At 54.0% G+C, this 22,289-nt stretch carries 28 protein-coding genes; 19 read left to right on the top strand and 9 right to left on the bottom strand.

Translation table 11 applies throughout. The annotated features are described in order from the left end of the window. Nucleotides 1-9 precede the first annotated feature (9 nt). A complete protein-coding gene (locus KNP75_RS02510; RefSeq protein WP_215189721.1) occupies nucleotides 10-702 on the bottom strand; it encodes a response regulator transcription factor in 693 nt (230 codons plus the stop codon). Between the two features lie 108 nt (nucleotides 703-810). Here KNP75_RS02510 and KNP75_RS02515 point away from each other — a divergent pair, with 108 nt between their 5' ends. From KNP75_RS02515 to KNP75_RS02525, 3 genes are read left to right on the top strand one after another with little or no spacing between them, the layout of a single operon-like run. Continuing rightward, nucleotides 811-1,569, top strand: coding sequence for an ABC transporter ATP-binding protein (locus KNP75_RS02515; protein ID WP_215189723.1), 759 nt, complete (start codon nucleotides 811-813; stop codon nucleotides 1,567-1,569). Then, entirely contained in the window at nucleotides 1,556-3,385 is a 1,830-nt protein-coding gene (locus tag KNP75_RS02520; RefSeq protein WP_215189725.1) for an FtsX-like permease family protein, read from the top strand. The genes KNP75_RS02515 and KNP75_RS02520 overlap by 14 nt, the downstream gene beginning before the upstream one ends. 13 nt (nucleotides 3,386-3,398) lie before the next feature. Then, nucleotides 3,399-3,743, top strand: coding sequence for a YxeA family protein (locus KNP75_RS02525; protein ID WP_215189727.1), 345 nt, complete (start codon nucleotides 3,399-3,401; stop codon nucleotides 3,741-3,743). Between the two features lie 55 nt (nucleotides 3,744-3,798). Here the strand turns inward: KNP75_RS02525 and KNP75_RS02530 are convergent, their stop codons facing one another. Next, complete coding sequence (locus KNP75_RS02530) at nucleotides 3,799-4,239, bottom strand: helix-turn-helix domain-containing protein (protein WP_215189729.1); 441 nt, start codon at nucleotides 4,237-4,239, stop codon at nucleotides 3,799-3,801. Nucleotides 4,240-4,560: 321 nt separating this feature from the next. Between KNP75_RS02530 and KNP75_RS02535 the strand changes: the two genes are divergently transcribed. The 9 genes from KNP75_RS02535 (at nucleotide 4,561) to KNP75_RS02575 (ending at nucleotide 10,931) form a co-directional block, all read left to right on the top strand. Further along, entirely contained in the window at nucleotides 4,561-4,773 is a 213-nt protein-coding gene (locus KNP75_RS02535; RefSeq protein WP_215189731.1) for a hypothetical protein, read from the top strand. A 68-nt stretch (nucleotides 4,774-4,841) separates the two neighbouring features. Beyond that, the gene (locus KNP75_RS02540; protein ID WP_016510821.1) at nucleotides 4,842-4,982 is read left to right on the top strand and encodes a YvrJ family protein; all 141 of its coding nucleotides are present in this window, start codon (nucleotides 4,842-4,844) and stop codon (nucleotides 4,980-4,982) included. 26 nt (nucleotides 4,983-5,008) lie between these two features. Next, nucleotides 5,009-5,221, top strand: a complete 213-nt coding sequence (locus tag KNP75_RS02545) for a hypothetical protein (RefSeq protein WP_215189733.1) — start codon at nucleotides 5,009-5,011, stop codon at nucleotides 5,219-5,221. A 29-nt stretch (nucleotides 5,222-5,250) separates the two neighbouring features. After that, nucleotides 5,251-5,463, top strand: coding sequence for a DUF2922 domain-containing protein (locus tag KNP75_RS02550; RefSeq protein WP_215189735.1), 213 nt, complete (start codon nucleotides 5,251-5,253; stop codon nucleotides 5,461-5,463). Nucleotides 5,464-5,582: 119 nt separating this feature from the next. After that, nucleotides 5,583-7,406 carry a methyl-accepting chemotaxis protein gene (locus KNP75_RS02555; protein ID WP_215189737.1) on the top strand — a complete coding sequence of 608 codons (1,824 nt, stop codon included), beginning with the start codon at nucleotides 5,583-5,585 and terminating at the stop codon, nucleotides 7,404-7,406. Between the two features lie 193 nt (nucleotides 7,407-7,599). Beyond that, nucleotides 7,600-9,306: a methyl-accepting chemotaxis protein gene (locus KNP75_RS02560; protein WP_084592853.1), complete on the top strand. Its 1,707-nt coding sequence runs from the start codon at nucleotides 7,600-7,602 to the stop codon at nucleotides 9,304-9,306. 125 nt (nucleotides 9,307-9,431) lie between these two features. Then, the gene (locus tag KNP75_RS02565) at nucleotides 9,432-10,178 is read left to right on the top strand and encodes an SDR family NAD(P)-dependent oxidoreductase (RefSeq protein WP_215189739.1); all 747 of its coding nucleotides are present in this window, start codon (nucleotides 9,432-9,434) and stop codon (nucleotides 10,176-10,178) included. Between the two features lie 97 nt (nucleotides 10,179-10,275). After that, on the top strand, nucleotides 10,276-10,542 hold the full coding sequence (locus KNP75_RS02570; protein ID WP_214706758.1) for an AbrB/MazE/SpoVT family DNA-binding domain-containing protein: 267 nt from the start codon (nucleotides 10,276-10,278) through the stop codon (nucleotides 10,540-10,542). After that, nucleotides 10,539-10,931 (top strand): type II toxin-antitoxin system death-on-curing family toxin, encoded by a 393-nt coding sequence (locus tag KNP75_RS02575; RefSeq protein ID WP_236355712.1) that lies wholly within the window; start codon nucleotides 10,539-10,541, stop codon nucleotides 10,929-10,931. Before KNP75_RS02570 ends, KNP75_RS02575 begins: the two co-directional genes overlap by 4 nt. A 61-nt stretch (nucleotides 10,932-10,992) precedes the next feature. Here the strand turns inward: KNP75_RS02575 and KNP75_RS02580 are convergent, their stop codons facing one another. Next, a complete protein-coding gene (locus tag KNP75_RS02580; protein WP_251128175.1) occupies nucleotides 10,993-11,877 on the bottom strand; it encodes a tetratricopeptide repeat protein in 885 nt (294 codons plus the stop codon). A 124-nt stretch (nucleotides 11,878-12,001) separates the two neighbouring features. Here KNP75_RS02580 and KNP75_RS02585 point away from each other — a divergent pair, with 124 nt between their 5' ends. Together KNP75_RS02585 and KNP75_RS02590 are read left to right on the top strand one after the other, a co-directional pair. Beyond that, nucleotides 12,002-12,229, top strand: coding sequence for a DUF3221 domain-containing protein (locus tag KNP75_RS02585; RefSeq protein ID WP_215189742.1), 228 nt, complete (start codon nucleotides 12,002-12,004; stop codon nucleotides 12,227-12,229). A 19-nt stretch (nucleotides 12,230-12,248) separates the two neighbouring features. Beyond that, nucleotides 12,249-12,413: a hypothetical protein gene (locus KNP75_RS02590; RefSeq protein ID WP_215189744.1), complete on the top strand. Its 165-nt coding sequence runs from the start codon at nucleotides 12,249-12,251 to the stop codon at nucleotides 12,411-12,413. Between the two features lie 12 nt (nucleotides 12,414-12,425). Here KNP75_RS02590 and KNP75_RS02595 read toward each other — a convergent pair whose 3' ends face one another. Further along, nucleotides 12,426-13,676: a hypothetical protein gene (locus tag KNP75_RS02595; RefSeq protein WP_215189746.1), complete on the bottom strand. Its 1,251-nt coding sequence runs from the start codon at nucleotides 13,674-13,676 to the stop codon at nucleotides 12,426-12,428. Between the two features lie 162 nt (nucleotides 13,677-13,838). Between KNP75_RS02595 and KNP75_RS02600 the strand changes: the two genes are divergently transcribed. From KNP75_RS02600 to KNP75_RS02620, 5 genes are all read left to right on the top strand, one after another. Next, on the top strand, nucleotides 13,839-14,966 hold the full coding sequence (locus tag KNP75_RS02600; protein ID WP_034778919.1) for an AI-2E family transporter: 1,128 nt from the start codon (nucleotides 13,839-13,841) through the stop codon (nucleotides 14,964-14,966). 32 nt (nucleotides 14,967-14,998) lie between these two features. After that, on the top strand, nucleotides 14,999-16,168 hold the full coding sequence (locus KNP75_RS02605; protein WP_215189748.1) for a hypothetical protein: 1,170 nt from the start codon (nucleotides 14,999-15,001) through the stop codon (nucleotides 16,166-16,168). Nucleotides 16,169-16,180: 12 nt separating this feature from the next. Next, on the top strand, nucleotides 16,181-16,960 hold the full coding sequence (locus KNP75_RS02610) for a VLRF1 family aeRF1-type release factor (protein WP_215189750.1): 780 nt from the start codon (nucleotides 16,181-16,183) through the stop codon (nucleotides 16,958-16,960). 209 nt (nucleotides 16,961-17,169) lie between these two features. Then, entirely contained in the window at nucleotides 17,170-17,634 is a 465-nt protein-coding gene (locus KNP75_RS02615; protein ID WP_215189752.1) for a hypothetical protein, read from the top strand. A 98-nt stretch (nucleotides 17,635-17,732) separates the two neighbouring features. Beyond that, nucleotides 17,733-18,293 (top strand): AAA family ATPase, encoded by a 561-nt coding sequence (locus tag KNP75_RS02620; protein WP_214751480.1) that lies wholly within the window; start codon nucleotides 17,733-17,735, stop codon nucleotides 18,291-18,293. Nucleotides 18,294-18,326: 33 nt separating this feature from the next. Here KNP75_RS02620 and KNP75_RS02625 read toward each other — a convergent pair whose 3' ends face one another. The 5 genes from KNP75_RS02625 to KNP75_RS02645 are packed head-to-tail and all read right to left on the bottom strand — an operon-like array spanning nucleotide 18,327 to nucleotide 22,272. After that, the gene (locus tag KNP75_RS02625; RefSeq protein ID WP_215189754.1) at nucleotides 18,327-19,022 is read right to left on the bottom strand and encodes a ChbG/HpnK family deacetylase; all 696 of its coding nucleotides are present in this window, start codon (nucleotides 19,020-19,022) and stop codon (nucleotides 18,327-18,329) included. Next, a complete protein-coding gene (locus KNP75_RS02630; RefSeq protein ID WP_214751486.1) occupies nucleotides 19,015-19,311 on the bottom strand; it encodes a PTS sugar transporter subunit IIB in 297 nt (98 codons plus the stop codon). The genes KNP75_RS02625 and KNP75_RS02630 overlap by 8 nt, the downstream gene beginning before the upstream one ends. Continuing rightward, complete coding sequence (locus KNP75_RS02635) at nucleotides 19,308-19,625, bottom strand: PTS lactose/cellobiose transporter subunit IIA (RefSeq protein WP_215190381.1); 318 nt, start codon at nucleotides 19,623-19,625, stop codon at nucleotides 19,308-19,310. Before KNP75_RS02635 ends, KNP75_RS02630 begins: the two co-directional genes overlap by 4 nt. 11 nt (nucleotides 19,626-19,636) lie before the next feature. Next, the gene (gene celB, locus KNP75_RS02640) at nucleotides 19,637-20,956 is read right to left on the bottom strand and encodes a PTS cellobiose transporter subunit IIC (protein ID WP_215189756.1); all 1,320 of its coding nucleotides are present in this window, start codon (nucleotides 20,954-20,956) and stop codon (nucleotides 19,637-19,639) included. Continuing rightward, nucleotides 20,953-22,272 (bottom strand): 6-phospho-beta-glucosidase, encoded by a 1,320-nt coding sequence (locus KNP75_RS02645; RefSeq protein ID WP_215189759.1) that lies wholly within the window; start codon nucleotides 22,270-22,272, stop codon nucleotides 20,953-20,955. Before KNP75_RS02645 ends, celB begins: the two co-directional genes overlap by 4 nt. Between the last annotated feature and the right edge of the window lie 17 nt (nucleotides 22,273-22,289).

Consider the following 22,289-nt stretch of genomic DNA (forward strand, 5'->3'; position numbering starts at 1 on the left):
GACCGCCTCCTATGCCTCGAACTTGTAGCCGAGCCCTTTGACCGTTTTGATGTAGGTCGGTTGGGACGGGTTCGGTTCGATTTTTTCTCGGAGTCGGCGCATGTGTACCATGACCGTGTTGTCGGCGCCATAAAAATCTTCGCCCCACACTTGCGTGAACAGCGTCTCTTTGCTGAGGATCCGGTTCGGATTGCGCATGAAGCAGGCGAGCAGGCCGACTTCTTTGGCCGTCAGCTCGAGCCGGACCCCGTCGCGATCCACCTCGGTGCCGTCCGCGTTCAACCGGAACGGGCCGACGACCGTGTCATTAGGGAGCTCGGGTGCGTCATAGAGCGACACGCGGCGGAGTTGCGCCTTGACACGGAAGGCGACTTCTTTCGGGCTGAACGGCTTCGTGATATAGTCGTCGCCGCCGATGGCGAGGCCGAGAATCTTGTCGACCTCGTCGGACTTGGCCGACAGAAACAAAATCGGGATGTTCGACGTGTTCCGGATTTGCCGGCATAGCTCGTAACCTTCGCCGTCCGGCAACATGACGTCGAGGATGGCGAGATGGGGTGCGAACGCGGTGAACGTTGCGAGTCCATCTTGAATCGTGTGGGCCGTCCGAATCTCGCGGAAGCCTTCTTTCTCTAACGCTCTTTGGATGAGCGTACATAAATCTCTCTCGTCGTCGACGATCAAGATGCGTGGTTGTTCCATATTCATCACCTCTCGCTCAAGCATAACACTTAAGGATTTCGTAAGGTACGCGTGATTTTCAGTTAAGGTACGGCTTGTATCGTTGTATTCAGAAAGAGGTGCTAAACAATGAATCCATTACTACAAGTTGATGCCATTAAAAAAACATACGTGACCGGGGGCAACGCCTTCCATGCACTCGATGGGGTGTCGTTCACGATCGACCACGGTGAGTTCGTCGGGATCATGGGGCCATCGGGCGCCGGGAAGTCGACGCTGTTAAACGTGCTCGCGACGATCGATACGCCGACGGATGGGGACATCCTCGTCGACGGCGAGAATATCGCCAAGCTCAAAGAAGAAGCGCTCTCGGACTTCCGGCGCGACCATCTCGGCTTTATTTTCCAAGACTATAACCTGCTCGACTCGCTCACGGTCCGGGAGAACATCTTGCTCCCGCTCGCCGTCACGAAGACACCGGTCGAAGAGACGCGGTCGCGCGTCGACGCGCTCGCGAAACGATTCGGAATCACGACGATCCTTGACCAATACCCGTACCAAATCTCGGGCGGTCAGAAACAGCGGACGGCGGTGTGCCGCGCGCTCATCTCCAATCCGAAGTTGATTTTTGCCGACGAACCGACGGGTGCGCTCGATTCGAAGTCGGCGACGGACCTGCTCCAGACGCTCGCCGGGCTGAACGAGGCTGAGACGACAATCATGATGGTGACGCACGATGCCTACGCCGCGAGTTTCTGTCGCCGGGTCCTCTATATCCAGGATGGACGGTTGTCGAAAGAACTGATCCGCGGCACGACGTCGCGCGATACGTTCTATCAGACGATTCTTGACGAGCTGAAGGGCGGTGCGTCCGATGACGCTGTTTGATTTGGCGAAAAAGAACGTCGCCCGCAACTTGTCGCGCTATGCACTCTACGTCGGGACGACCATCTTTTCGATCATCATCTATTTCACGTTCGCGACGCTCAAATATAGCGATGAAATCAGCGGCATGGCCGAGACGTCGGGGCAGATTCGAAGTTTAATGAGCGCCTCGACGTTCATCCTGCTCGTCTTCGTCGCCTTGTTCATCGCCTACTCGAACGCTTTCTTTTTGAAAGGACGGAAGCGCGAGGTCGGCCTCTATTCGCTGCTCGGGGTACGCAAGAAACAAATCGGGACACTCCTGTTGTTCGAGAACCTTGTCATCGGGGCGGTGTCGCTCCTCATCGGGATCGGACTCGGTCTCCTCGGTTCGAACGCGCTGTTACAACTGTTGCTCCGGTTGATGAACAGCGACTTGTCGATTGGCTTCACGGTCGCGATGTCGGCCCTCATCGAGACGACGTTCGTGTTCGTGGCGATTTTCTTGTTCACGTCGTTCCAAGGCTACCGGGTCATCTATCGCTTCAAATTGATCGAGCTGTTCCATGCCGACCAGAAAGGGGAGGACATCCCTCAGGCGAGCCCAATCATGGCGCTCCTCGGGGTGCTCGTCCTCGGTGCGGCCTATTGGCTAGCGCTGCAAGACTTGGCGACGTCACCGCTTTGGGGATACCTCACTGCGGCGATGCCACTCCTCATCATCGGTCTCACAATCGTCGGGTCGGGCCTGTTGTTCCATAGCGTCCTCATCTTCATCCTCGGCCGCTTGAAAGCGAACGAACGCTGGGCGTGGCGTCGTCTCAACTTGTTGACGACGTCACAGCTGTTATATCGGATTCGTGGCAACGCCAAGACGCTCACGCTCATCAGCATCATCAGTGCGACGGCAATCACGGCCGGCGGTGCCATCTTCAGCGTCTATTATTACGCCGAGCAACAAGTCACATCGTACGCCCCGTACACGTTCGCCTGGCAAGGGGAGACACGTGACATCGACGCCGACGTGCTCCATCAGACGACGGTCCTCGAGAAGACGGTCCGTGTCGCTGGGGAGATGGGAGAACGTGAATATGGTGTCATCGACGAGTCGACGTTCCGTGACGTCGCGTCCGACATGGGCTGGGATAAACCTAAAATGCTAGCCTCTGACCAGGTCTATTTGATCGACCCGTTCTATGACGAGCGGTTCTCAGAAAATGTGACCACGATCGAGCTTGATGGCGTGACACATGAAGTCGCCTCCCGCTATGAGGAGACACCGCTCAACGTCATGACGTTCGGTGGCTTGCTGCTCGTCACGCCAGACGACGTGTTCACGGCACTGCCGGGAGAGGCGTTGGCGTATCAGGCCGTCTCGGTCGCCGATTATAAAGAGCAGACCGCCTTATCCGAGTCGTTGTCGATTGAGGCGAACTTCTCGAGCGCGACGGCGTTGTATAGCGAGGCGATGGCCGTGCACGGCGCGCTGTTGTTCGTCGGCAGTTTCCTCGGACTCGTCTTCCTCGTCGCCACCGGCAGCATCATCTATTTCAAGACGATGACTGAGGCCGAGGAGGACCGGGCCAAATATGCGGTGTTGCGGAAAGTCGGGATCTCGAAGCGGGATGTGAAACGGACGATCCGTCAACAGATTGCCGTCGTGTTTTTGGCGCCGTTCTCGCTCGGGATCGTGCACGCCTCGGTCGCCCTCGTCGCATTCTCACGATTGCTGGCGATGGATTTCACGGTGCCGGTGCTCGTCTGGATGGGTGTGTATAGCGCGATTTATGCGCTCTACTACGTGTTGACCGTACGACGGTTCACGAAACAAGTGATATGAAGGAGAGAACATCATGAAAAAAGGAATCATCGCGAGCCTCGCGCTCATCGTCGTCATCATTGGGCTCGTCAATATCGATTGGCAACGGATTGGGAAGGATCATGTCTACGTGCAAGTCGGGGAGGTCACGGAAGTGGAAGAGACGACACTCGACTCGGGTGACGTCGTCCGCCGCTACGTCTACTCGACGGAAGCGCTGACGAAGGACGGGGACTCGCAAACGGTCACGTTCACAGCGACGAAAGAACTTCGGAACGGGGCGTACTTGAAGTTGTACGTCAAAAATAAAGATGAGGTTACGTCATACGACGAAGTGTCGGTCGCGGACGTCCCCGAAGCGGCACGAGAGAAGTTATAAGTTGATCCAAAAACAGCCCTTCCTGAATCGTCAGGAAGGGCTGTCTCATGTCCGCTCATTCATGCGGCAATTCGGTTTTCAGTTCTAGCTGGAGTATGTAAGTTAATTCTTTATGGGCTACCTCGGAAAAACATGTTTTTTTTACATGTGTCCGGGGACGCAGTCCGCATTCCAATGCGATGTCGACGATGGTCCGAATCTGATTTTCCGTATAGAAGCGCTTGCGTCCCATCGTGAACGGGGTCGGTGGCAAGACGCCGTCGGTTTCCCATTTGATCAGCTGTTGCTGGCTACGGGGAATCCCGGCGACATGAAACGCACGGCTCAGTTCTTTTAGTGGATAGACGGTCAATGGGCGTTCGTTGTACAGGAGCGGCTTCGCGTTTTCGGGGCGATAATCATCCCAGTCGGTCGCGTAAAACGTCAGGTCGGTTTGGTCGAAGTCGAGTTGAGCGGAAGGAATAGGGGTGTTGAGTGCGAAGTCTAAGCTGTTCATCTAGAGTATCTCCTTCTTCAAGTCAAACTGGTCATTTCGAAAATGCCCTCCTTCGTATAGTAACCCATTTTCAAGCATTTAACTGCCAATTTTTTTAAAGTGAGGTAATAAATTTACGGGACTTTAGGAGTGCTTTATACCAATCAAGTAATGTCTATTAACATACCCTAATTGGTATGAGAATTCAAGGAATAAAGCCGATTCGAGACGATGAATGCGCCTTCATTCAGAATGGGTCTATAGTCGTTACAAAAAGGTTACAAGGAAAAATGAGCAAACATTCACCAACTGCGGTTAATAGGGGCGAAGGAGGTGAGACATATGGCAGTGTATCGAGAATACGCAAGCGTCTTTTATCTCGACACGAAGCGGCTCGTTGACGGCAAGGAAAAGCGTCAGCTCGTCCGGTTCGGTCCACTCGGTGCGCGGATGGAGACCGAGGAGATCAAGCAGTTCGGTAATCTGTTGATCGCGCTTCTCGCGGTCGAATCCGCCGCATACGTCGTGTCGCGTGAATTCCACGTGACGTTCTAATTGGAGGAACCCCTGATGCGTGTATTAAAGCGTTCCGCCGGAGCCTGTTCCGATGAGCGGGTGGCCGCATGAGCTGGCCCGAACTCATCTCGAACCTCGGCTTCCCGATCGTCGTCTCGCTCTATCTGCTCCACCGGATCGAGACGCGCCTTGAGCGCATGATTCAATTGCTCGAGCGCCTCGACTCAACCTATCCATCCGAATCGTAATCCATCCCTGAAAGGAGCCATCCCCCATGGCCGTATTGACTGAAAAGAAAGCGACGCTCGTCTTGACGACGCACCACGATTTGAACAGCTTGAAACCGACGAAGAAAACGCAGCGCTTCGGTCCGATCCGGGCGGAACTCACGGCTGACAACGCCGAGGCGTTCGGCCACCTCATGCTCGACTTGACCGAGCAAGAAGATTCCACCGTGTCGGTCGTTCGCGAATACGATCTCGTCTAATCACACCCACATCCAAGGAGGACTAACCCATGACTGAGACTAAAGTAGAAATCGCATTTTTGGATATGTTCAATAAAGTATCACGCTTCCGTTTGAATAACGTGAAACAACCGGTCGATCCGTTAAAAGTCCAAGCGCTCGCCGACTTCATGGTCGCCAACGACCCGATCGGCAAGAGCGTCGTCAAATGGACAGAGATCAAGATGATTGAAGGCACGCAAACCGTGTTGAACGTGCAATAACGAATCAAGAGATGACTGAGTTTTCAGTCATCTTTTTTTATTTTGGTCAATTTCCTTTAGATTCCTCGACGTCAAGACGATATAGGAAGAAACGTTGCACGCGAGAGGGGAAAATACATATGTCAGTGAAACAGAAGTGGAAGGTGTTGCGGAACCGTTTGAACGTCCGGCGCTTTCAATGGAAACCGAAGTGGCGAAAGTCGAGCACGCGTGAAGGGAAGCGGGTGTCCGGCAAGAACCTGACCATCCGTCAAAAGCTGTGGGGACTCGTCATCCTCGCGCTCCTTATGGTCGCAGGTGTCGGCGGCTACTCGCTCTTATCGCTCGCCGATGCGAACCGGCAAGGCGATGATATCGTCAACAACTGGAGCAAAGGGCTCGACTACGCCCATGAACTGAATACGCTCGCGGCGAACTATCGCGCGCTCGAACTCGAACACATCGTGACCGAAGACGCGGCCGCGAAAGAAGCATTGATGACCGAGATGAAAGACATTCGGACGCGCATCAATGAGATCGCCCCGAAATACGAACAGACGGCGACAGGCGAGACAGACAAAGAGCTGTTCGCCAACTTCAGTCGGCAGTGGGAGATGTATCAGCGCGTATCGGACAACATGCTCATCTTCAGCACGTCCGGCAATAACGGCATGGCCCGCTCGTATTATGACGCCCAGTCCCAATCGACATACGATAACTTCACACAGCGCCTGAAAGAACTCGTTGCTTACAACTCGGAAGGGTCAGAACGCGTCGGCGACGACATGGAACGCGAGTTCGGGCAGTCGCTCATCGCACTACTTGCAGTAACGATCGGAGCGTTCGTCCTTCTCTTGTTCCTCGGACTGAGCTTATTGCGTTCCATCATCAAACCGATGCGGGTGCTCCAAGAGAAGTTTGACGAATTGGCCTCACAAGGCGGCGATTTGACGATGGCCATCCCGGTCACATCGAACGACGAGATCGCGCAAGTGAGCCGTTCGTTCAACACGTTCCTCGCGACGCTACGCGACATCATGATTGACGTCGACAAGACGGCAAAAGTCGTCCTCGTGTCGTCAAAAGAAGTGGCGACGGAAGTGACCGAACTGAGTCGTTATATGGAAGAGACGTCAGGCACGGTCGAAGAATTGACGGCCGGTATGGAAGAGACGGCCGCGTCGTCGCAAGAGATGAGCGCGTCGACGGTCGAGATGGGCGGATCCATCGATACAATCGTCGACCTCTCGAACGACAGCGCCAAGACAGCGAGCGATGTCGAGCGTCGGGCCCATGCGCTCCGTGAGCAGGCTGTCGCCTCGAAGACAGAAGCGAACACCATCATCGACAAGAAGCGCATCGAGCTCGACGACGCCATCAAAGGGGCGCAGTCGGTCGAACAGATTCGCGTCTTGACGAGTGCCATCTTGACCATCGCCGACCAGACGAACTTGCTCGCCTTGAACGCATCAATCGAGGCCGCTCGGGCCGGAGATGCCGGTCGCGGCTTCGCGGTCGTCGCCTCGGAGATTCGAAAGCTGGCCGAGAACTCGCGGCAGACGGTGAACGAGATTCAAGCGGTGTCGCACACGGTCATCGATTCGGTCGCCCGGCTCAATACGAGCTCGGCTGATATGCTGACGTTCCTCGACACGAAAGTGCTCGCCGATTACGACCGGCTCGAGGAGTCGGCCACACAATATGAAGCGGATGCGACCGTGTTCGGACAAACGGCAGAGACGTTCGAGACGAACGCGCTCCAACTCCGTCATATGACCGACAGTATCCTCCACGTCATCCAAGAAGTCGCGACGACGGTGACCGAAGGGGCGGACGGGACCCAATCGATTTCGGAGAAAGTCCAGCTTTCCGTCGAGCGGTTCAACGACGTACAGGCACGGATGCAGGAGACCGAACAACGAGCGGTCGAACTTTCGAATCGTGTGTCACAGTTCAAGTTATGAAGCTAGATCGCAGCCATGATGGGCTGTGGTCTTTTTTTGTGACAATAAATGGAACATAAGACTCGTAAATAAGGTCAATCCATTAAAATAATTGGAAACAAATGTGGAAAACCGTTTGCACAAACCGATAGAAATCATGTGATTCCAAAATTTGATAGAAATAGAGGTGTGAGAGGACGAGTTCCTCGAGAAGATGAAAAAAAGGCTAAATCAACTCACATTGACGCAGAAACTGTTTGGCGGGATCGGAATGATTCTTTTACTCGTCGTAATCGGGATGGGTTACAATCTGATGGCGCTGAACGATGCGACGAGCCGATATGAAGAAATGATTTCATCAGATGTCATGCGGATGAAGGCGGCCGATGAATTATCGTTAGGGATGGTCCGTCAGGCGTATGGCCTGCGTGGTTATATTCTTGAACAAGAGCCGGCCCGGCTTGAAGCAGAGCAGCAAGGGTCAGAAGAGAAAAAAGAAGCAATCAATGCCTTGTTAGAACTTTCGCCTTCGACAGAAGAGACGAAAGAACTAGAGAATTTGATGTCATACGCATTAGGTTACGATGACTTAGCACAACAGTTGATTCAAGCAATCGACGCGGATGATCAAGAGACAGTGGACCGACTCGCGCTCCGGTTGATGCCGGATGTGACGGCATCGATCATTGAGTCAGGCGAGACGATGCAAGCCGAATCGGAAGCCGCGATGTTGGCGAAGCAAGCGCAGCTTGAGAGTCGAGGTCAAAGTGCATTGATATACTCTGCAGTGATCGCCGTCATCATTTTCGTACTCACGCTCGGCGCCGGCTACTTCCTCCAACGCATGGTCACGGTCCCGCTTCGCCAACTATCGGACGAGGTCGGCATCGTCGCCGACGGTGATTTGACACGCGCTGACCTTCAAGCGCTCACGCGCGATGAAATCGGCGAGTTGATGCTTGGCTTCAACCAGATGAAAGGCAATCTCCGCGAACTCATCGACGAAGTGAGCCGGAACGCCCAAGAGATTACGGCGCAGTCGGAAGAACTGTACGCGAGTACGGAAGAGATGTCGTCGCAGACAGAGGAGACGACACGGATGATTGAACAAGTCGTCGGTGAGACGGTCAACCAGGCGGCGGCTGCCTCGAAGAGTGGGCAGGCGGTCGCAGCGGCCGATGAAGGCGTCGAGCGGATCGCCACGTCGATCGGGACGATCAGCCAAGACGTCCAGACGAGTCTGAAGCTCGCCGAACGCGGGGAACAGACGATTCAACAAGCGAAACAAGAAGTGCTCGCCCTCGAATCGGAGACGGTCGTGACTGGTCAATCGATCACGGCGTTGAAACAACAGTCAGATGAGATTGCCCTCATTACCGAGGTCATCCAGTCGATCACCGACCAGACGAACCTGCTCGCCTTGAACGCGGCCATCGAAGCGGCCCGGGCCGGGGAACAAGGGAAAGGCTTCGCCGTCGTCGCTGAAGAAGTCCGCAAGCTTGCGGAACAGTCGAAACAATCGGCGTCCCAAATCGCCGGCTTGATCGAATCGATTCAAACGCAATCGAACGCGGTGCTCGAACGTCACGCCATCAGTGCCCGTCGCGTCGAGACGAACACGGCGTTGCTTGAAGAAGCGACGGCGTCGTTCCAACAAATCGTCGGGCAATTGCACGCCTCGGTCGAGAACACGGAACAGATTCGGGTCGCCTCGAGCGAGATCGCGACGACGACGAAACAAGTCGCGACAGCGGCAATCCATATGGCGAGTGACAGTGAAGGCACGGCCGAGACGATGCGTAGCGTCGGTGAGACGGCCGACGCCCAGCTCGCGATGATTCAAGAGTTGAACGGTGTCGCCGAGTCGCTCGGCAATATGACCGGAGACTTGCAGACGCTCATCGGTCGCTTCCAAACGTAAGGCGGACCGTCCTTTCCTGTCCAGGGAAGGACGGTTTTTGCGTGTTCCAAGGATTGAGGGGGCAGGGTTAGGGGAATTGCGGAAAAGAGACAACATCTCGATCAAAGTGAAAAGGGGACACGATCATGAAATATACTGTCATCACCGGGGCAAGTTCAGGCATTGGCTATGAAGCGGCGAAACAGTTCGCCAAGCAAGGGAAATCGCTCGTGCTCGTGGCGCGTCGTCACGACGAACTCGAGAAACTGCGGAGTGAGATCAAATCGATTTCACCGAAGAGTGACGTCATCATCAAGGCGAAAGACTTGTCTTATAGCGAGAACGTGTACGGACTGTATGAGTCACTCGCCGAGCTCGACATCGAGACGTGGGTCAATAACGCCGGGTTCGGCGACTCGAATCTCGTGAAAGATGTCGAGGTCGGAAAGATGGAGAATATGATTCGCTTGAACGTGGAGGCGTTGACGGTGCTCTCGAGCCTGTACGTCCGGGACTATCACAACGTCGAAGGGGCGACACTCGTGAACGTCGCGTCCGTCGTCGGATATCATATCGCCAAAAAAGGCGTCACGTACAGCGCGTCGAAATTCTTCGTCAGTGCGTATACGGAAGGGCTCGCTCGAGAGCTCATGAACGACGGGGATAAGCTGCGGGCGAAAGTGCTCGCACCGGCCGCGACGGAGACCGGCTTTGCGAACCGTGCCCGTGAAGAAGAGGACTTTGATTATAGCCAAAACGTCGAGAAGTATCATACGGCCGAAGAGATGGCCGAGTTTTTGCTGCAGTTGCTCGAGAGCGATCAAGTCGTTGGCATCGTCAACCACGAGGACTACTCGTTCGAGTTGCGCGGACCGATTCATCCGTATATGTAATAAATGATTGGTTAGGTTTGAGTGCAAAAACGGGTTAAATCTGTTACATTTAATACATACAGTATGTATTATAAGTATTTAATGTGGAGGTGTTTTTGTGCAAAAACTAAAAAGTAGTGAAAGAAAGTTAGTGAAACACGGAAATTCTGTTCATGTCTCAATTCCTATAAGTGAATTGCGGCATCTGAATTTAGAAGTGGGCGATACAGTTTCCGTAACTACGACAGATGAGGGCATTTTAATCAAACCGACTAATAAGATTGAAATTCCTCCTAACATGGATATCGCTCCGAACTTCTTTAAAGAAATGGAGCAAATTATGAGTCAGCACGATGAGACATTTAAAGGATTAGTAGATCGTTGATTCAGTATGTAACGGAAACAGAAGTGATTGCTATCAATCGTTTAATGATTCTGAGGTATTCACCTGAAGAACCAATTGGTATAAAAGACAGAGGTTTATTAAGCTCGTCTGTTCAAAGAATGAACCACTCTGCGTTTGGTGAAGATGCTTATATTACTGTATTTGAAAAGGCGGCTGCCTTATTCCACTCATTGATTAACAACCATTGTTTTATTAATGCCAACAAACGCACTGCTTATGGAGCACTTCAATTGTTTTTAGCCCGTAACGGATTTGCGCTCGTATTAGAGTCGTCTCTTGCAATCGAATTATGTGTTCGAGTAGCGACAGAGCAAATGGATATTCAACAGTTGGCCAATAATATAGAAATTAACTCATCACCACTTTGATTAATTTGACGACAGCAAACAGCCCGAACTCTTTCAAAAAGTTCGGGCTGTTTGTTTACGTTTACGACGAGCGCATCGAGTCCCCGTAACCCCCGGTCAAGCGGTGCGTGAGCCGATGGTACCAGTAGCGAAGACGTAAGCGATATACATACAGTCTGGACGTGTTCGGCAAGACGACGTTGTCGATATAATCGGCGAACATGGCGCGGAACATATGGTCCTCACTGTCGTCATATGTCGCGCTCCACATGCCGTGCTCTTCGACCTCGAGCAGCATCGCGATCGTCTCGTCGTCGAGCTGATGATTGTCTTCCGGCAACCGCTTGACGAGCATCTCGACCCGATGGCTACAGATGGACGCGTAGAGCGAGTGGGCGCGCGGGTTGCGCGGGTTCGCGTTCAAGTACCCGATGGCTACCTTGAGGAGCTCATCGTTCATCTCGAGCGGAATCTCATCGAACGCTTGGAAGAATTCGAGCAGCATTGGCACGGTCTCTTCGTTGAACCCGGAGAGCCGGACGTAATGCATCAAGTGGAGTCCGGCCTCCCCGTAAAACTTGCGGTTGAAGTAATGGACGGCAATCGCGCGTTGGACCATCGGCACGTCCGGATAGCGTTCGACGGCGCGAAGGAAATGCTGCTCGGCCTCGAACGTGAAATTCGTATCATCGCTCAAGAGGCCATGGAGGCAGTGGATCATGTAATGGTCGCCTTTTTCGCCCGCGGCTTCGAGCACGGCGCGGGCCCGGCCGAACTCGCCTTCGCGGATGAGCGGATACGCCCGCATCGCCGGGAAGAACGGGTCCTCGGGAAAGTTCGTCTCGCCGCGGACGATGAGCGACTCGATGGACTCGGTGTTATAATCGTCAATCAGTTCTTCTAGGAGCATCATCTCGAGGAAGGTGCGTTGAAAGTCTGGATGGTGTAAATCGATGGTGTGTTTCATGAGGGTCCCTCCCAAGTTCATGAGTGTGGCTTCATTATACCGAGCAATTGGACGGACGAGTAGATTAATTTCAAAAAATGGGAAAAGAAAAGGGAAGGATTTCCGAGGAAATGGAGGAATGGAGATGATTACGTTCACAGGGTATATCGTCGAGCTCGAGCCAACGCGGATTCGAGTCGCGCCGAACTTGGATGCCGAGCCGTTCGATGGGATCGTATTTCACTGGGAAGAGCCGCTTCGAGAGGATGAGACACCGCTCGCCGTCGGGCAACGGGTACGTGTCGAGCACGATGAGAAGATGACACGCTCGCTGCCGCCACAGGCGACGGCGCATCGAATCGATGTGCTATGATGAGGCTGAGGTGAAACAAATGGGACAGTCGAATTTCTTATGGATGGGCGTCGTCATCGCCATCAGTGCGCTGATCGTCTGGTTGTTGCAGGACGTGATGCCGTTTTGGATGTTGTCAATCATCCTGCTGTTGTTCGGGGCCGCGGTCGGCAACGTGCAGCGGCGCTCTCGAAAAAACACATGAAAAAGCACGTCATCATTCAGATGGCGTGCTTTCTTCGTCTTCTGCCGGCTCGTCCGGGACATCCTCGGTCGCGTCAGTTGCGTCCGGTTTCTCCTCGGTGACGGGCGGTGGTACCGGTTTATCGGTCTTGTCTTGTTTCGGCTTTGTGTCGGGCTGATCTGTCTTTAGTTTTGTGTTCGGTTTGTCTTGCTTATTGACCGGTGCCGGTGCTTCCGCTTCTTTCTCCTGAGCGGCTGGCTTCTCTGGCTCGACCGGTTCCGCCGGTTCGGTCACAGGGACGTCAGGTTCGGTCGGTTGTTCTGTGACGGGAGGCGTCTCAGGTTCTTCGGCCGGTTGTTCCGGCTCGGCTGGTGCTTCCTCTTCGACCGGAGCCGGTTCTTCTGCTGGCTCCTCGGTTTCAGTTGGAGCTTCGGGAGCAGCTTCTGGTTCCGGTGTCGGTTCGGGTTCTGGAGCCGGAGCGGGTTCTGCCGGGTCCTCTCGTTTCGGGACCGGTGTGATCGGTGCGACCGGTGCCAGTTCAGCGGCCGGCGTACTGCGTTTTTTCGTCGGGGGCGGGGCCGGCGTGTCCGACTCGAGGAACGACAACACGTCTTGTTCGAACAAGGCGACCGGGAGCGTCTTCGTCACCAAATGGATGCCGAGCACCCGGCCATTGGCCGTGACGATCGGGCTGCCGACGGCGCGGTTCGGTAAATCGAATTCCCGCTTATAGCTGTCTTCTTCGAACGTGAGCGTTCCTTCGATCTGCTCATCCGGCGCGAGCGTTAACACCGGCTCGTCCGGTCCGACAATCGCGTGGCTGAACGAGAACGCTGTCGCCTTCACTTTCTCGATGCGGATGACGGCGATGGCGTCGGTCCGACCGACGACGGTACCGTTCACGGTCTCGTCACCTTGTTTCAATGTGACGCGAGTGATGCCGGCGACGTTATGGGCCGCCGTCAATACGTCTTGCGGGCTAATCAAAAAGCCGGAGCCCGTTCCAATCGTATATAAGCTATCTTGCAACGTCTCGAGGTCGACGGTGGTGGCCCCGTCGGCCGAGACCGTATCTTCGGTGATGTTCAAATCGACTTTGTCGGCGAGCGATTCACTCGAGCGCGGAGTGTCGGTGAGATAGGCGTTCGTCAAAAACGAGACGAATGCGATGAGTGCGATGACGATAGGGACAGCAATCCATTTCAAGTGACGCGGGCGATGGCCACACGTCGGACAAACAGTAGTTTTCGAGCGGGTCTTCGCTCCGCAGCGTGGACAAGTCACGGGATGACACCTTCCTTTATAAACATAGATGATATGCCTATTCCTCATATGAAGCGGGGGTAAACAAATACTTGTCGGGGGCACATACAAAACAGGTAGGTGGACTGAACTTGTTCAAAACGGGAAAGAACTAATGTAACGTTTCAGAAAGGGGAAACCGACATGCAGCCCTTTTGGACGACCCGTGCGTTTCGTAATGGGATTTGGGTGTTGCTCATCTTGACGATTGTGTTCATGGCCAAACAAGTCGAATTCTTGTTTTATCCGATTGGAATCTTTTTCGCCACTGTCCTGACCCCGTTTTTATTCGCCGGCATCTTATTCTATTTGACGGTCGGTCTCGTCGATTGGTTGGAACTGAAGTTCAAGCGCCGGTCGCTCGCGATTTTGGCGATTCTGTTGCTGTTGCTCTTATTGACCGTCGTATTCGTCCTGACGCTCGGTCCGCTCATCACGCGGCAACTGCTCGCCTTGCTCGATACGTTCCCGCGCTTCGCCGAAGAGAGTTATCGTCAATTCCTGTTATTGTACGCTCGCCTCGAAGAGTACAGTTGGTTCCGTGAGTACGCCGAACAGAACGCGACGTCCGTCGAGACGTGGGTCCGCCAATTGGCCGATGCGCTCGGAGTCGTCATCGGTTCGGTCGCCGGGTCGCTCGGCCGTCTGCTCGCCCTCATCGTCTCCGGACTGTTCACGTTGTTCATCGCCTTGTTCTTGTACGTCTTTATGTTGATTGACGGCGGTAAGCTCTCGAGCGCAATCGTCCGCTGGATTCCACCGACATATGAACAGGACGCCCGTCACATCCTGCACGACATGCACGAGACGATTAAACGCTACGTCCGGGCCCAGCTCATCGTCTGTACGTTCGTCGGTTTTTTCGCGACAATCGCTTTGTGGTTGCTCGACGTCCCATTCTTCCTGCCGCTCGGTCTGTTCATCTTCGCAACGAACATCATCCCGTATTTCGGCCCGTTCCTCGGGGCCGCACCCGCCGTCCTGATCGCGTTCATCGATGAACCGGTCAAAGCCATCTACGTCATCATCGCCATCACCATCGTCCAACAACTTGACGCCAACGTCATCTCACCGCTCGTCCAAGGCAAGTCACTTCGTGTCCATCCCATCACCATCACGCTCGTCCTGCTCGTGGCGGGGCGTCTCGCCGGTATCGTCGGTATGTTGCTCGCCGTCCCGCTCTACGCCGTCCTCAAAGTCACGTTCCTTAACATTCAAAAACTATATGCGCTCCGTAAACAGTCGAAGTACTCCGGTGATTCAACTCGTTGATGTAGGACTCAATCCTGAAAGGGGATTCCGGCATGAACTCCTTACTCGCCTTCACGATCGTCATGCTGATTTGGACGATTAGCGACTATGTCTCAAAGAAGACGAAAGCGCTCCTGTCGTCTCTGTTCGTCGCCTCGGTCATCTTTCTCATCGGGTTCAAATCGGGATTATTCCCGGAAGATTTGTTGCCTTCCTCTTCGTTACTGACGCTCGGTCAGACGGTCGTCGGTCTCGTGATTGTCCATCTTGGGACGTTGATCAGCCTCGATGAGTTCAAACGACAATGGAAGACGTTCGTCATCGGGGTGTCCGCTGTCCTCGGGATTGCTGCTTTCCTATATGGCATCGGTCAGTTGTTCCTCGACACGAACTACGTGCTCAGTGCGATCGCAGCCATAAGCGGCGGAACGATCTCCATCATCCTCGTCCAAGACGCGGCGGTAAACGCTGGTCTCGTCTCGGTCGCCGTCTTCCCAGTGTTAATTGCGGCGACGCAAGGGTTGATCGGGTTTCCGCTCACATCGATCATCCTACGAAAAGAAGCACGTCGCATCCGGACGGCGCATCGCGACGGCACGCTCGTCACACCGGAAGAGCACGCGGTCGTCCATGACGAGACAGACGATTCGATTTTACCGGCCGCGTTTCATACGACGGCGGGGACGCTGTTCGTCATGGGGGTTGTCGTCCTCCTCTCGACCGTCTTGAGTGGCTGGACGAACGGATACTTGAACACGTTCGTCATCGCCTTGATTCTCGGGATTGTGTTGCGCCGCTTTAAGATTTTGAAAGCGAACGCGTTGAACGGGATTGATGCCTATGGTCTCATCATGATTGCGATTCTTCTCATCATCTTCGGTCCGCTCGCGACGCTATCACCGAGTGCTTTGTTCGAGTTGATTGTCCCGATTACCATCTCGTTCGTCCTCGGTGTGTCCGGACTGCTGTTGTTCGCACTCATCGTCGGACGCTTCCTTGGCTATTCGAAAGAGATGTCGATGGCAATCGGGTTGACGGCGCTGTACGGATTCCCGGGCACACTCATCTTGAGTGAAGAGGCCGCGAAGAGTATCGGGGAAACGGAAGAGGAGGTGCATGTCATCGAGGATGAGATTTTACCGAAAATGATTGTCGCCGGGTTCTCGACGGTGACCATCACATCCGTGTTCATCACGGGGATACTTGCTGCTTTCATTTATTAAGGAGGGAACGACATGGCATTATCAACTGAACTGGGAACAATCAAGCAACTTCACAATACGGAGGCGGGGGTGCTCAGTCTGTACTTGAGCACGAAACCTAGTGAGCGTGGTAAATGGGAGATCAACTTGAAAAACGAGTTGCGCCGGCTCGAGCAAGAAGTCGAGGCGAGCGGAGATGAGGCGAAATGGAAGGCGTTCAAGCAACTCCGGGAACGGGCCGAGCGAGAAATTTTAGGGAACGAACATAAGCTGTTGCGCAGCATCGTCTTATTCGCGGAAGGGAATGACGGCTTGTTCGAATTGCACTTCCTACAGCTCGATGTCGATAACGAGTTTCATTACGGGGACAAACCGAACTTGGATCAAATCGAGAGACTCGACGCCGAGTTCCCAAACACGGGCATCTTGCTCGCCCAGCTCGACAGCATCACGGTGTATGACACCCGACTAGGTGAAGTCGAGGACGTCGTCGTGTTCGATCTTGATTTAGACACTGACCAATGGAGACGCTATCAAGGGCGCGGTGCGGGCGGTAAGGCTTCATCGAGCAGCCAAGTGGATCAATTCGATAGCCGGAAAGAGAACCAAATCCATCAATTCTATCGGGACATCGCCGAAGAGATTCGTAAACTGCATAAGCATTACAAGTGGAGTGAGGTCGTCATCATCGGCCAAGATCGGAGCGCGAACTTGTTGAAAGAGGAGCTCGGACTCGACGTCGAGCGGGTCGTGAATCGGAATTTGGGACATGCTGAGGAGGAAGAAGTATTGCGACGAGCGTTTGAAGCATGAACGAAGCGAGCGACTGCGGGTCGCTCGTTTTTTATTGCAAAGCGGATCAGTTCTCCCGTTGGTTGAGAATCCTAGACATCATGACAATAACCAAGCAGGAGATATCGATGTTTTCGTTAATTAGGATATAGAAGTGGTTCCTGATGAATTTGATTTGACTGCAAGCTGAAGACTCACATACATAAAAACCTCAAAAAGGAGCCGACCTCATGAAAGACAAGCGTCGTATCATCATTTTTAGCCTAGCGATCATAGCTCTCATATTACTCTTACCATTTCCGCACCTATTTGCCATGGAAGAACCAGAATTCCTCGTCTTCAAAGGGCAGAGTGATTCATGGGAAGTCGTCGTTGAAGTGCATCAATCCAAAAAGAATTTCTATCAATATGAGATTAGTGAACGACACGAACTTACATACATGGGTGAGCCGATCGAAGGGAAGATTCGCAGTCATCCGGTGGAATGGCGAATTGATAGTGTGTTGTCTTCAAGTGAATTGCCCAACATGGCGAGTGAATTTTCGGAAACCCTCGGGACAGCCAATGGTGGTGTGACGATGTATACGAACGCCAGTCATCAAGTGGCGGATATCGATGATACGTTCCAAGTGGATATCATCTGGAATGGTTTGATGAGTGAACAAATCACCTTGACTTGTGTTGCGTGGGAGTAAATCAATCAGTTATCAAGTTAATTGGAAAATATGTTACGCATCGTGAACCGATTCCTGTATACTCATAAAAATGAAACAGATGACCAGGGGGAAATGAGATGAAGTTCGTCGTATTATTCGGTCCACAAGCCGTCGGCAAGATGACGGTCGGACAAGAGCTCGCCAGCATCACGGATTTAAAGCTGTTCCATAACCATATGACGATCGACCTCGTCAGTCCATTCTTCAGTTATGGGACGGACGAAGGCCGCCGCCTCGTCCAGCTGTTCCGTCGCGAACTGTTCGAAGCGGTCGCGAAAAGTGATTTGGACGGGATGATTTTCACGTTCGTCTGGGCGTTCGATTTAGAAGAGGACTGGGCGTATATCAAACAAGTGACCGACCTGTTCGAGTCGAACGGGGCCGACATCTATTATGTCGAACTCGAGGCGGACATTGAAGAGCGGCTGATTCGCAACCAAACGGAGAACCGGCTGACGCATAAGCCGACGAAGCGGGACATCGCCTGGTCGGAAGGTGAATTGAAGCAGACGGCGACGCTCTATCGATTGAACTCACAGGACGGGGAACTCGACGTCGACAACTATTTGCGCATCAACAACACACATCTCGATGCGGCGACGGTCGCCGAACGAATCAAACAACATTTCCAGCTATGACAAAAGCGAGTCCCGCATAAGGACTCGCTTTCGTTATGCCCACCAATCGGGGCGGTGATAGGATGTGAGCAGGTCTTTCTCGACGAGACGTGCATCGAGGTAAGACGTGACGCTCGGGAGTATGGGGTCGAGATCGGCCGGGTGGACCATGACCTCAATCGAGTCTCCAGGTGGAATCGCATCGAGCGTCTCTCGTGTGACGCCGTCACCGTAGAACGCGTCACTGAACCGTTCGGTCACCCACAAATCCCGGCGTGCGTCGAGTGTCGTTAAGGCCCGAAACGTCGTGCCATATTCTTCGGCGAGACGGACGATGACGTCTTGAATCGCCGGCCAGCCATGGACGTGGTGATGACTGTCGAGGTGATGGAGCGAGAGACCCGTCGCACGAAACGCCTCGATTTGGGCTTTCCACTCGAGATAGACAAATTCCGGGTCTGGCGCCGCTTCCGTCAGAAAACGGTTCGTGTAGCGGAACGTCCCGTCTTCTTTCGTGAGCGGTGCGCTCGTCTCGGCGAGCGGTCGGCCCCACGTCAAGGCGAGATGCACCCCGACGTGAAGAGTCGGATGCTGCTTCGCGAGCACCACAGCCTCTTCAACGGCGTGACCGTTCATGATCATCGTCGCCGAGTTGACGATTCCGTGGACGTGGCTGTCGATGATGCCACTGTTCACCCCGGTCGTCAGTCCGAAATCGTCAGCGTTGATCAAGACGAACGTCTTATGCATTCTGGACGAGACCGAGCGCTTGATCGAGCACTTGGTCGCCTTTCATGAGACCGTACGCCATGTTGTCGATGACGGCGACCGGTACCGACACCGACGACTTGATTTTGCTTTCAAGATAGCGGACTTGTGGTCCAATCAAGATGACGTCGACGTTCGTTTGCTCCTTTAAACGCGACTCAGGAATCGCTTCGATTGTCGCTTCTAATCCACGGGTTGCGGCCTCGGCCCGCATTTTTTCAACAAGGATTGATGTCGACATGCCTGCCGAACAGACGAGTAAAATATTCATTTCGTTTCCTCCAATCGATTGAGTCGAGTGATCATATCAATCATCTCGATGGCGAGTTCTTTGACGGTCATCGCCGTCATGAGATGGTCTTGGGCGTGGACGAGCAAGACGCTCATGTCGCTTGCCGTGCCGCGTGCTTCTTCTTGCAGGAGCTCGGTCTGCATTTTGTGTGCCTCTAAAAAGGCGGTATCGGCTTCCTTCATTTTTGCTTCGGCGGTCTCCACTTCACCGCGCTTTGCGGCTGCAATCGCCTCGAACGCCGATGAGCGGGCGTTGCCGGCATGCAAGATGATCATGAATGACAGTTGTTGCATCGTTTCAGTTTTCACGAAATTTTCTCTCCTTCGTTGGCAGCAGATTGGTTCTTATTCATTTCGGCCGTCATTGCTTTCGCGCCGGCCATGACGAACGGGATGTACATCGCCGTCGCAATCGTCAAGTTGACAAGTTGGAGCAAGATACCGCGGACGCTACCGCCAGTGACGAGATAACCACTGATGATTGGTGGCGTCGTCCAAGGCACGATGGCGACCGTCTTCGGCACCATGCCGGTCGTCAAGGCGACGTATGACACGATTGTGAGTGTGACCGGGACCAAGATGAACGGAATCAACATGATTGGGTTCAACACGATCGGAAGACCGAAGATGACCGGTTCGTTAATGTTGAACAGTCCAGCGGGTGCCGACAGTTTCGCGACTTGGTGATACGGGTGATTACGCTGCTTGCGGACGACGATGAAAATGGCGAGCAGGAGTGCGAACGTCGTACCAGATCCTCCCATGAAGACGAACGTGTCGAGGAACGGTTTTGTGACCGTGAACGGGACGTCATATGCTGACGCGCCTGCTTGGAACGCGGCCAAGTTTTGTTCGATGAGCGGCAGATAGATTGGCTCGATGACCGAACCGATGATGTTCGTGCCGTGCAACCCGAAGAACCAAAGGATGTGGTTCAAGAAGGCAATGACGAGACCGGCTGCGAGCGAATCGCCGAACCCTTGGAGCGGTTGCTGGATGACTTTGAAGATGACTTCGAAAATGCTGAGCTCAATTTGGAGCGTCATGAACAATTGTACAGCGGCGACGAGCGTCAAGATGAGCATCGATGGGATAAGCGCCTGGAACGAACGGGTGACTCCACCCGGTACTCCGTCCGGCATCTTGATCGTCAGTTTCGTGTTGATGAGATAACGGAACAGCTCGGTGACGACGATCGAGACGATGATGGCGACGAACAACCCTTGCGCGCCGAGCCAAGCAAAGTTGAGTCCCCAGTCCTCGGTGACCGGGACAAGCATGATATACGACGCGACCGAGAGAATCCCGGCGGCGAGTCCGTCGACCCCATACGACCGGGCCAAGTTATACCCAATCGAGAAGGCGACTAACAGCCCTAATATGGCGAACGAGGCCGTCCAAATGTTGCCGCCGAGCCCTTGCCAATTCCCTTCACCGAACGCACCGTTCATCATACCGACGAAGTCGAGCGAGAGGCCACCTAAGTTGATGGCTGGGAAGTTGTTGATGAGGACAGCGAGCGAGCCGACGATGATGAGCGGCATGACCGATACGAAGCCGTCGCGGATGGCGACCAAGTGACGCTGGGAGCCGATGCGCCCAGCGATTTCGATAAATTTGTTCACGAATAAACCTCCTTCTTGAATTGGGGTAAGAACGCTTCATGTGCATCGAACAGCTCACGGAGGAGCGAATCGATTTTTTTCTCATCTTGGATGAGCGGGTTCATCAAGCAGGCGAGATAGGCGTCGTGATACGAGCCCGAGATGGCCGCTTGGATGGCGAGTTGTTCAAACGTCTTCAAATTGGTGATGAGTCCTTTGATTGGGAGCGGGAGCGAACCGATTGCGATCGGACGCGGTCCCGACTTCGTGATGACGGCGTTCACTTCGATGACGGCGTCGTCCGGTAAATCGCGGATCGTGCCTCGGTTCAGCGTATTCACCGTCTGGATATCGCCGCGGTCGTTGTAAATTGAGTCCATCAAGTTGCAGGCGGCGTCCGAATAATAGGCGCCTCCGCGTTGTTCGAGCTCTTCGGGCTTCACGTCGAGCTCGATGTCCTTGTACTTCTCGAACAGTTGCGCCTCGACTTGTTGCACGACCTCGGCCCGCGTCCCGTTCTGTTCGTAGGCGGCGAGGTCTTTCTCGAGCACGTCTTTCGTCTGGAAATAGTACTGGTGATACGGGTTCGGCAACATGCGGAGCGACTTCAAGAACGATTCGCTCCAACCGAGCCCGACGATGTTCGCCGGCGAATAGTCGGTGCCGTCGTTCAAGGCGGCGAGCACGTCATCGGTGCGGTCAATCCCGTCGACCCAGACGTGACGGCCGAAGACGAAGTGGTTGAGTCCGATGAATTCGATGCCGACGCGCTCGACCGGTGTCTGTAAAATCTCGGCGACCGAGTTGCGCATATTGAACGGGATGTTGCAGACGCCGATGACCTTGTTATGGGCCGAATGCTTCAACACGGCCTCGGTGACGATACCGGCCGGGTTCGTGAAGTTGACGAGCCAAGCGTCCGGGCAAATCTCGGCCATCTCGTTGGCGAGCTCGATCAAGACGGGAATCGTGCGGAACGCCTTGAACAAGCCGCCGGCGCCGTTCGTCTCTTGGCCGATGAAACCGTGCTTGAGCGGGATGCGCTCATCTAACGCACGTGCCGTGAGACCACCGACGCGAATCTGTGTCGAGACGAAGTCCGCACCGTGCAGGGCCTCTCTTCGATTGAGTGTCCAACTGAGCGAGATGTCCGCTCCTGCCTTTTGAATCATCCGTTCGGCGAGACGGCCGACGATGTCTAATTTGTCTCTCCCTTCCTCGATGTCGACGAGGACGATCTCCCGGACCGGGAACGTCGCTTGCCGCTGAATGAATCCTTCAATGATTTCGGGGGTATAACTTGAACCTCCACCGATGATGACGACCTTGACTGCCATAGTGCCAACTCCTCCTT

It is taken from the genome of Exiguobacterium sp. s6, assembly GCF_018618155.1.
GTDB lineage: Bacteria > Bacillota > Bacilli > Exiguobacteriales > Exiguobacteriaceae > Exiguobacterium > Exiguobacterium mexicanum_A.

Coding starts and splice junctions, on each gene's coding strand:
- KNP75_RS02510 (WP_215189721.1), bottom strand. CDS start 702: ATGGAACAACCACGCATCTTGATCGTCGACGACGAGAGAGATTTATGT.
- KNP75_RS02515 (WP_215189723.1), top strand. CDS start 811: ATGAATCCATTACTACAAGTTGATGCCATTAAAAAAACATACGTGACC.
- KNP75_RS02520 (WP_215189725.1), top strand. CDS start 1,556: ATGACGCTGTTTGATTTGGCGAAAAAGAACGTCGCCCGCAACTTGTCG.
- KNP75_RS02525 (WP_215189727.1), top strand. CDS start 3,399: ATGAAAAAAGGAATCATCGCGAGCCTCGCGCTCATCGTCGTCATCATT.
- KNP75_RS02530 (WP_215189729.1), bottom strand. CDS start 4,239: ATGAACAGCTTAGACTTCGCACTCAACACCCCTATTCCTTCCGCTCAA.
- KNP75_RS02535 (WP_215189731.1), top strand. CDS start 4,561: ATGGCAGTGTATCGAGAATACGCAAGCGTCTTTTATCTCGACACGAAG.
- KNP75_RS02540 (WP_016510821.1), top strand. CDS start 4,842: ATGAGCTGGCCCGAACTCATCTCGAACCTCGGCTTCCCGATCGTCGTC.
- KNP75_RS02545 (WP_215189733.1), top strand. CDS start 5,009: ATGGCCGTATTGACTGAAAAGAAAGCGACGCTCGTCTTGACGACGCAC.
- KNP75_RS02550 (WP_215189735.1), top strand. CDS start 5,251: ATGACTGAGACTAAAGTAGAAATCGCATTTTTGGATATGTTCAATAAA.
- KNP75_RS02555 (WP_215189737.1), top strand. CDS start 5,583: ATGTCAGTGAAACAGAAGTGGAAGGTGTTGCGGAACCGTTTGAACGTC.
- KNP75_RS02560 (WP_084592853.1), top strand. CDS start 7,600: ATGAAAAAAAGGCTAAATCAACTCACATTGACGCAGAAACTGTTTGGC.
- KNP75_RS02565 (WP_215189739.1), top strand. CDS start 9,432: ATGAAATATACTGTCATCACCGGGGCAAGTTCAGGCATTGGCTATGAA.
- KNP75_RS02580 (WP_251128175.1), bottom strand. CDS start 11,877: ATGAAACACACCATCGATTTACACCATCCAGACTTTCAACGCACCTTC.
- KNP75_RS02585 (WP_215189742.1), top strand. CDS start 12,002: ATGATTACGTTCACAGGGTATATCGTCGAGCTCGAGCCAACGCGGATT.
- KNP75_RS02590 (WP_215189744.1), top strand. CDS start 12,249: ATGGGACAGTCGAATTTCTTATGGATGGGCGTCGTCATCGCCATCAGT.
- KNP75_RS02600 (WP_034778919.1), top strand. CDS start 13,839: ATGCAGCCCTTTTGGACGACCCGTGCGTTTCGTAATGGGATTTGGGTG.
- KNP75_RS02605 (WP_215189748.1), top strand. CDS start 14,999: ATGAACTCCTTACTCGCCTTCACGATCGTCATGCTGATTTGGACGATT.
- KNP75_RS02610 (WP_215189750.1), top strand. CDS start 16,181: ATGGCATTATCAACTGAACTGGGAACAATCAAGCAACTTCACAATACG.
- KNP75_RS02615 (WP_215189752.1), top strand. CDS start 17,170: ATGAAAGACAAGCGTCGTATCATCATTTTTAGCCTAGCGATCATAGCT.
- KNP75_RS02620 (WP_214751480.1), top strand. CDS start 17,733: ATGAAGTTCGTCGTATTATTCGGTCCACAAGCCGTCGGCAAGATGACG.
- KNP75_RS02625 (WP_215189754.1), bottom strand. CDS start 19,022: ATGCATAAGACGTTCGTCTTGATCAACGCTGACGATTTCGGACTGACG.
- KNP75_RS02630 (WP_214751486.1), bottom strand. CDS start 19,311: ATGAATATTTTACTCGTCTGTTCGGCAGGCATGTCGACATCAATCCTT.
- KNP75_RS02635 (WP_215190381.1), bottom strand. CDS start 19,625: ATGCAACAACTGTCATTCATGATCATCTTGCATGCCGGCAACGCCCGC.
- KNP75_RS02645 (WP_215189759.1), bottom strand. CDS start 22,272: ATGGCAGTCAAGGTCGTCATCATCGGTGGAGGTTCAAGTTATACCCCC.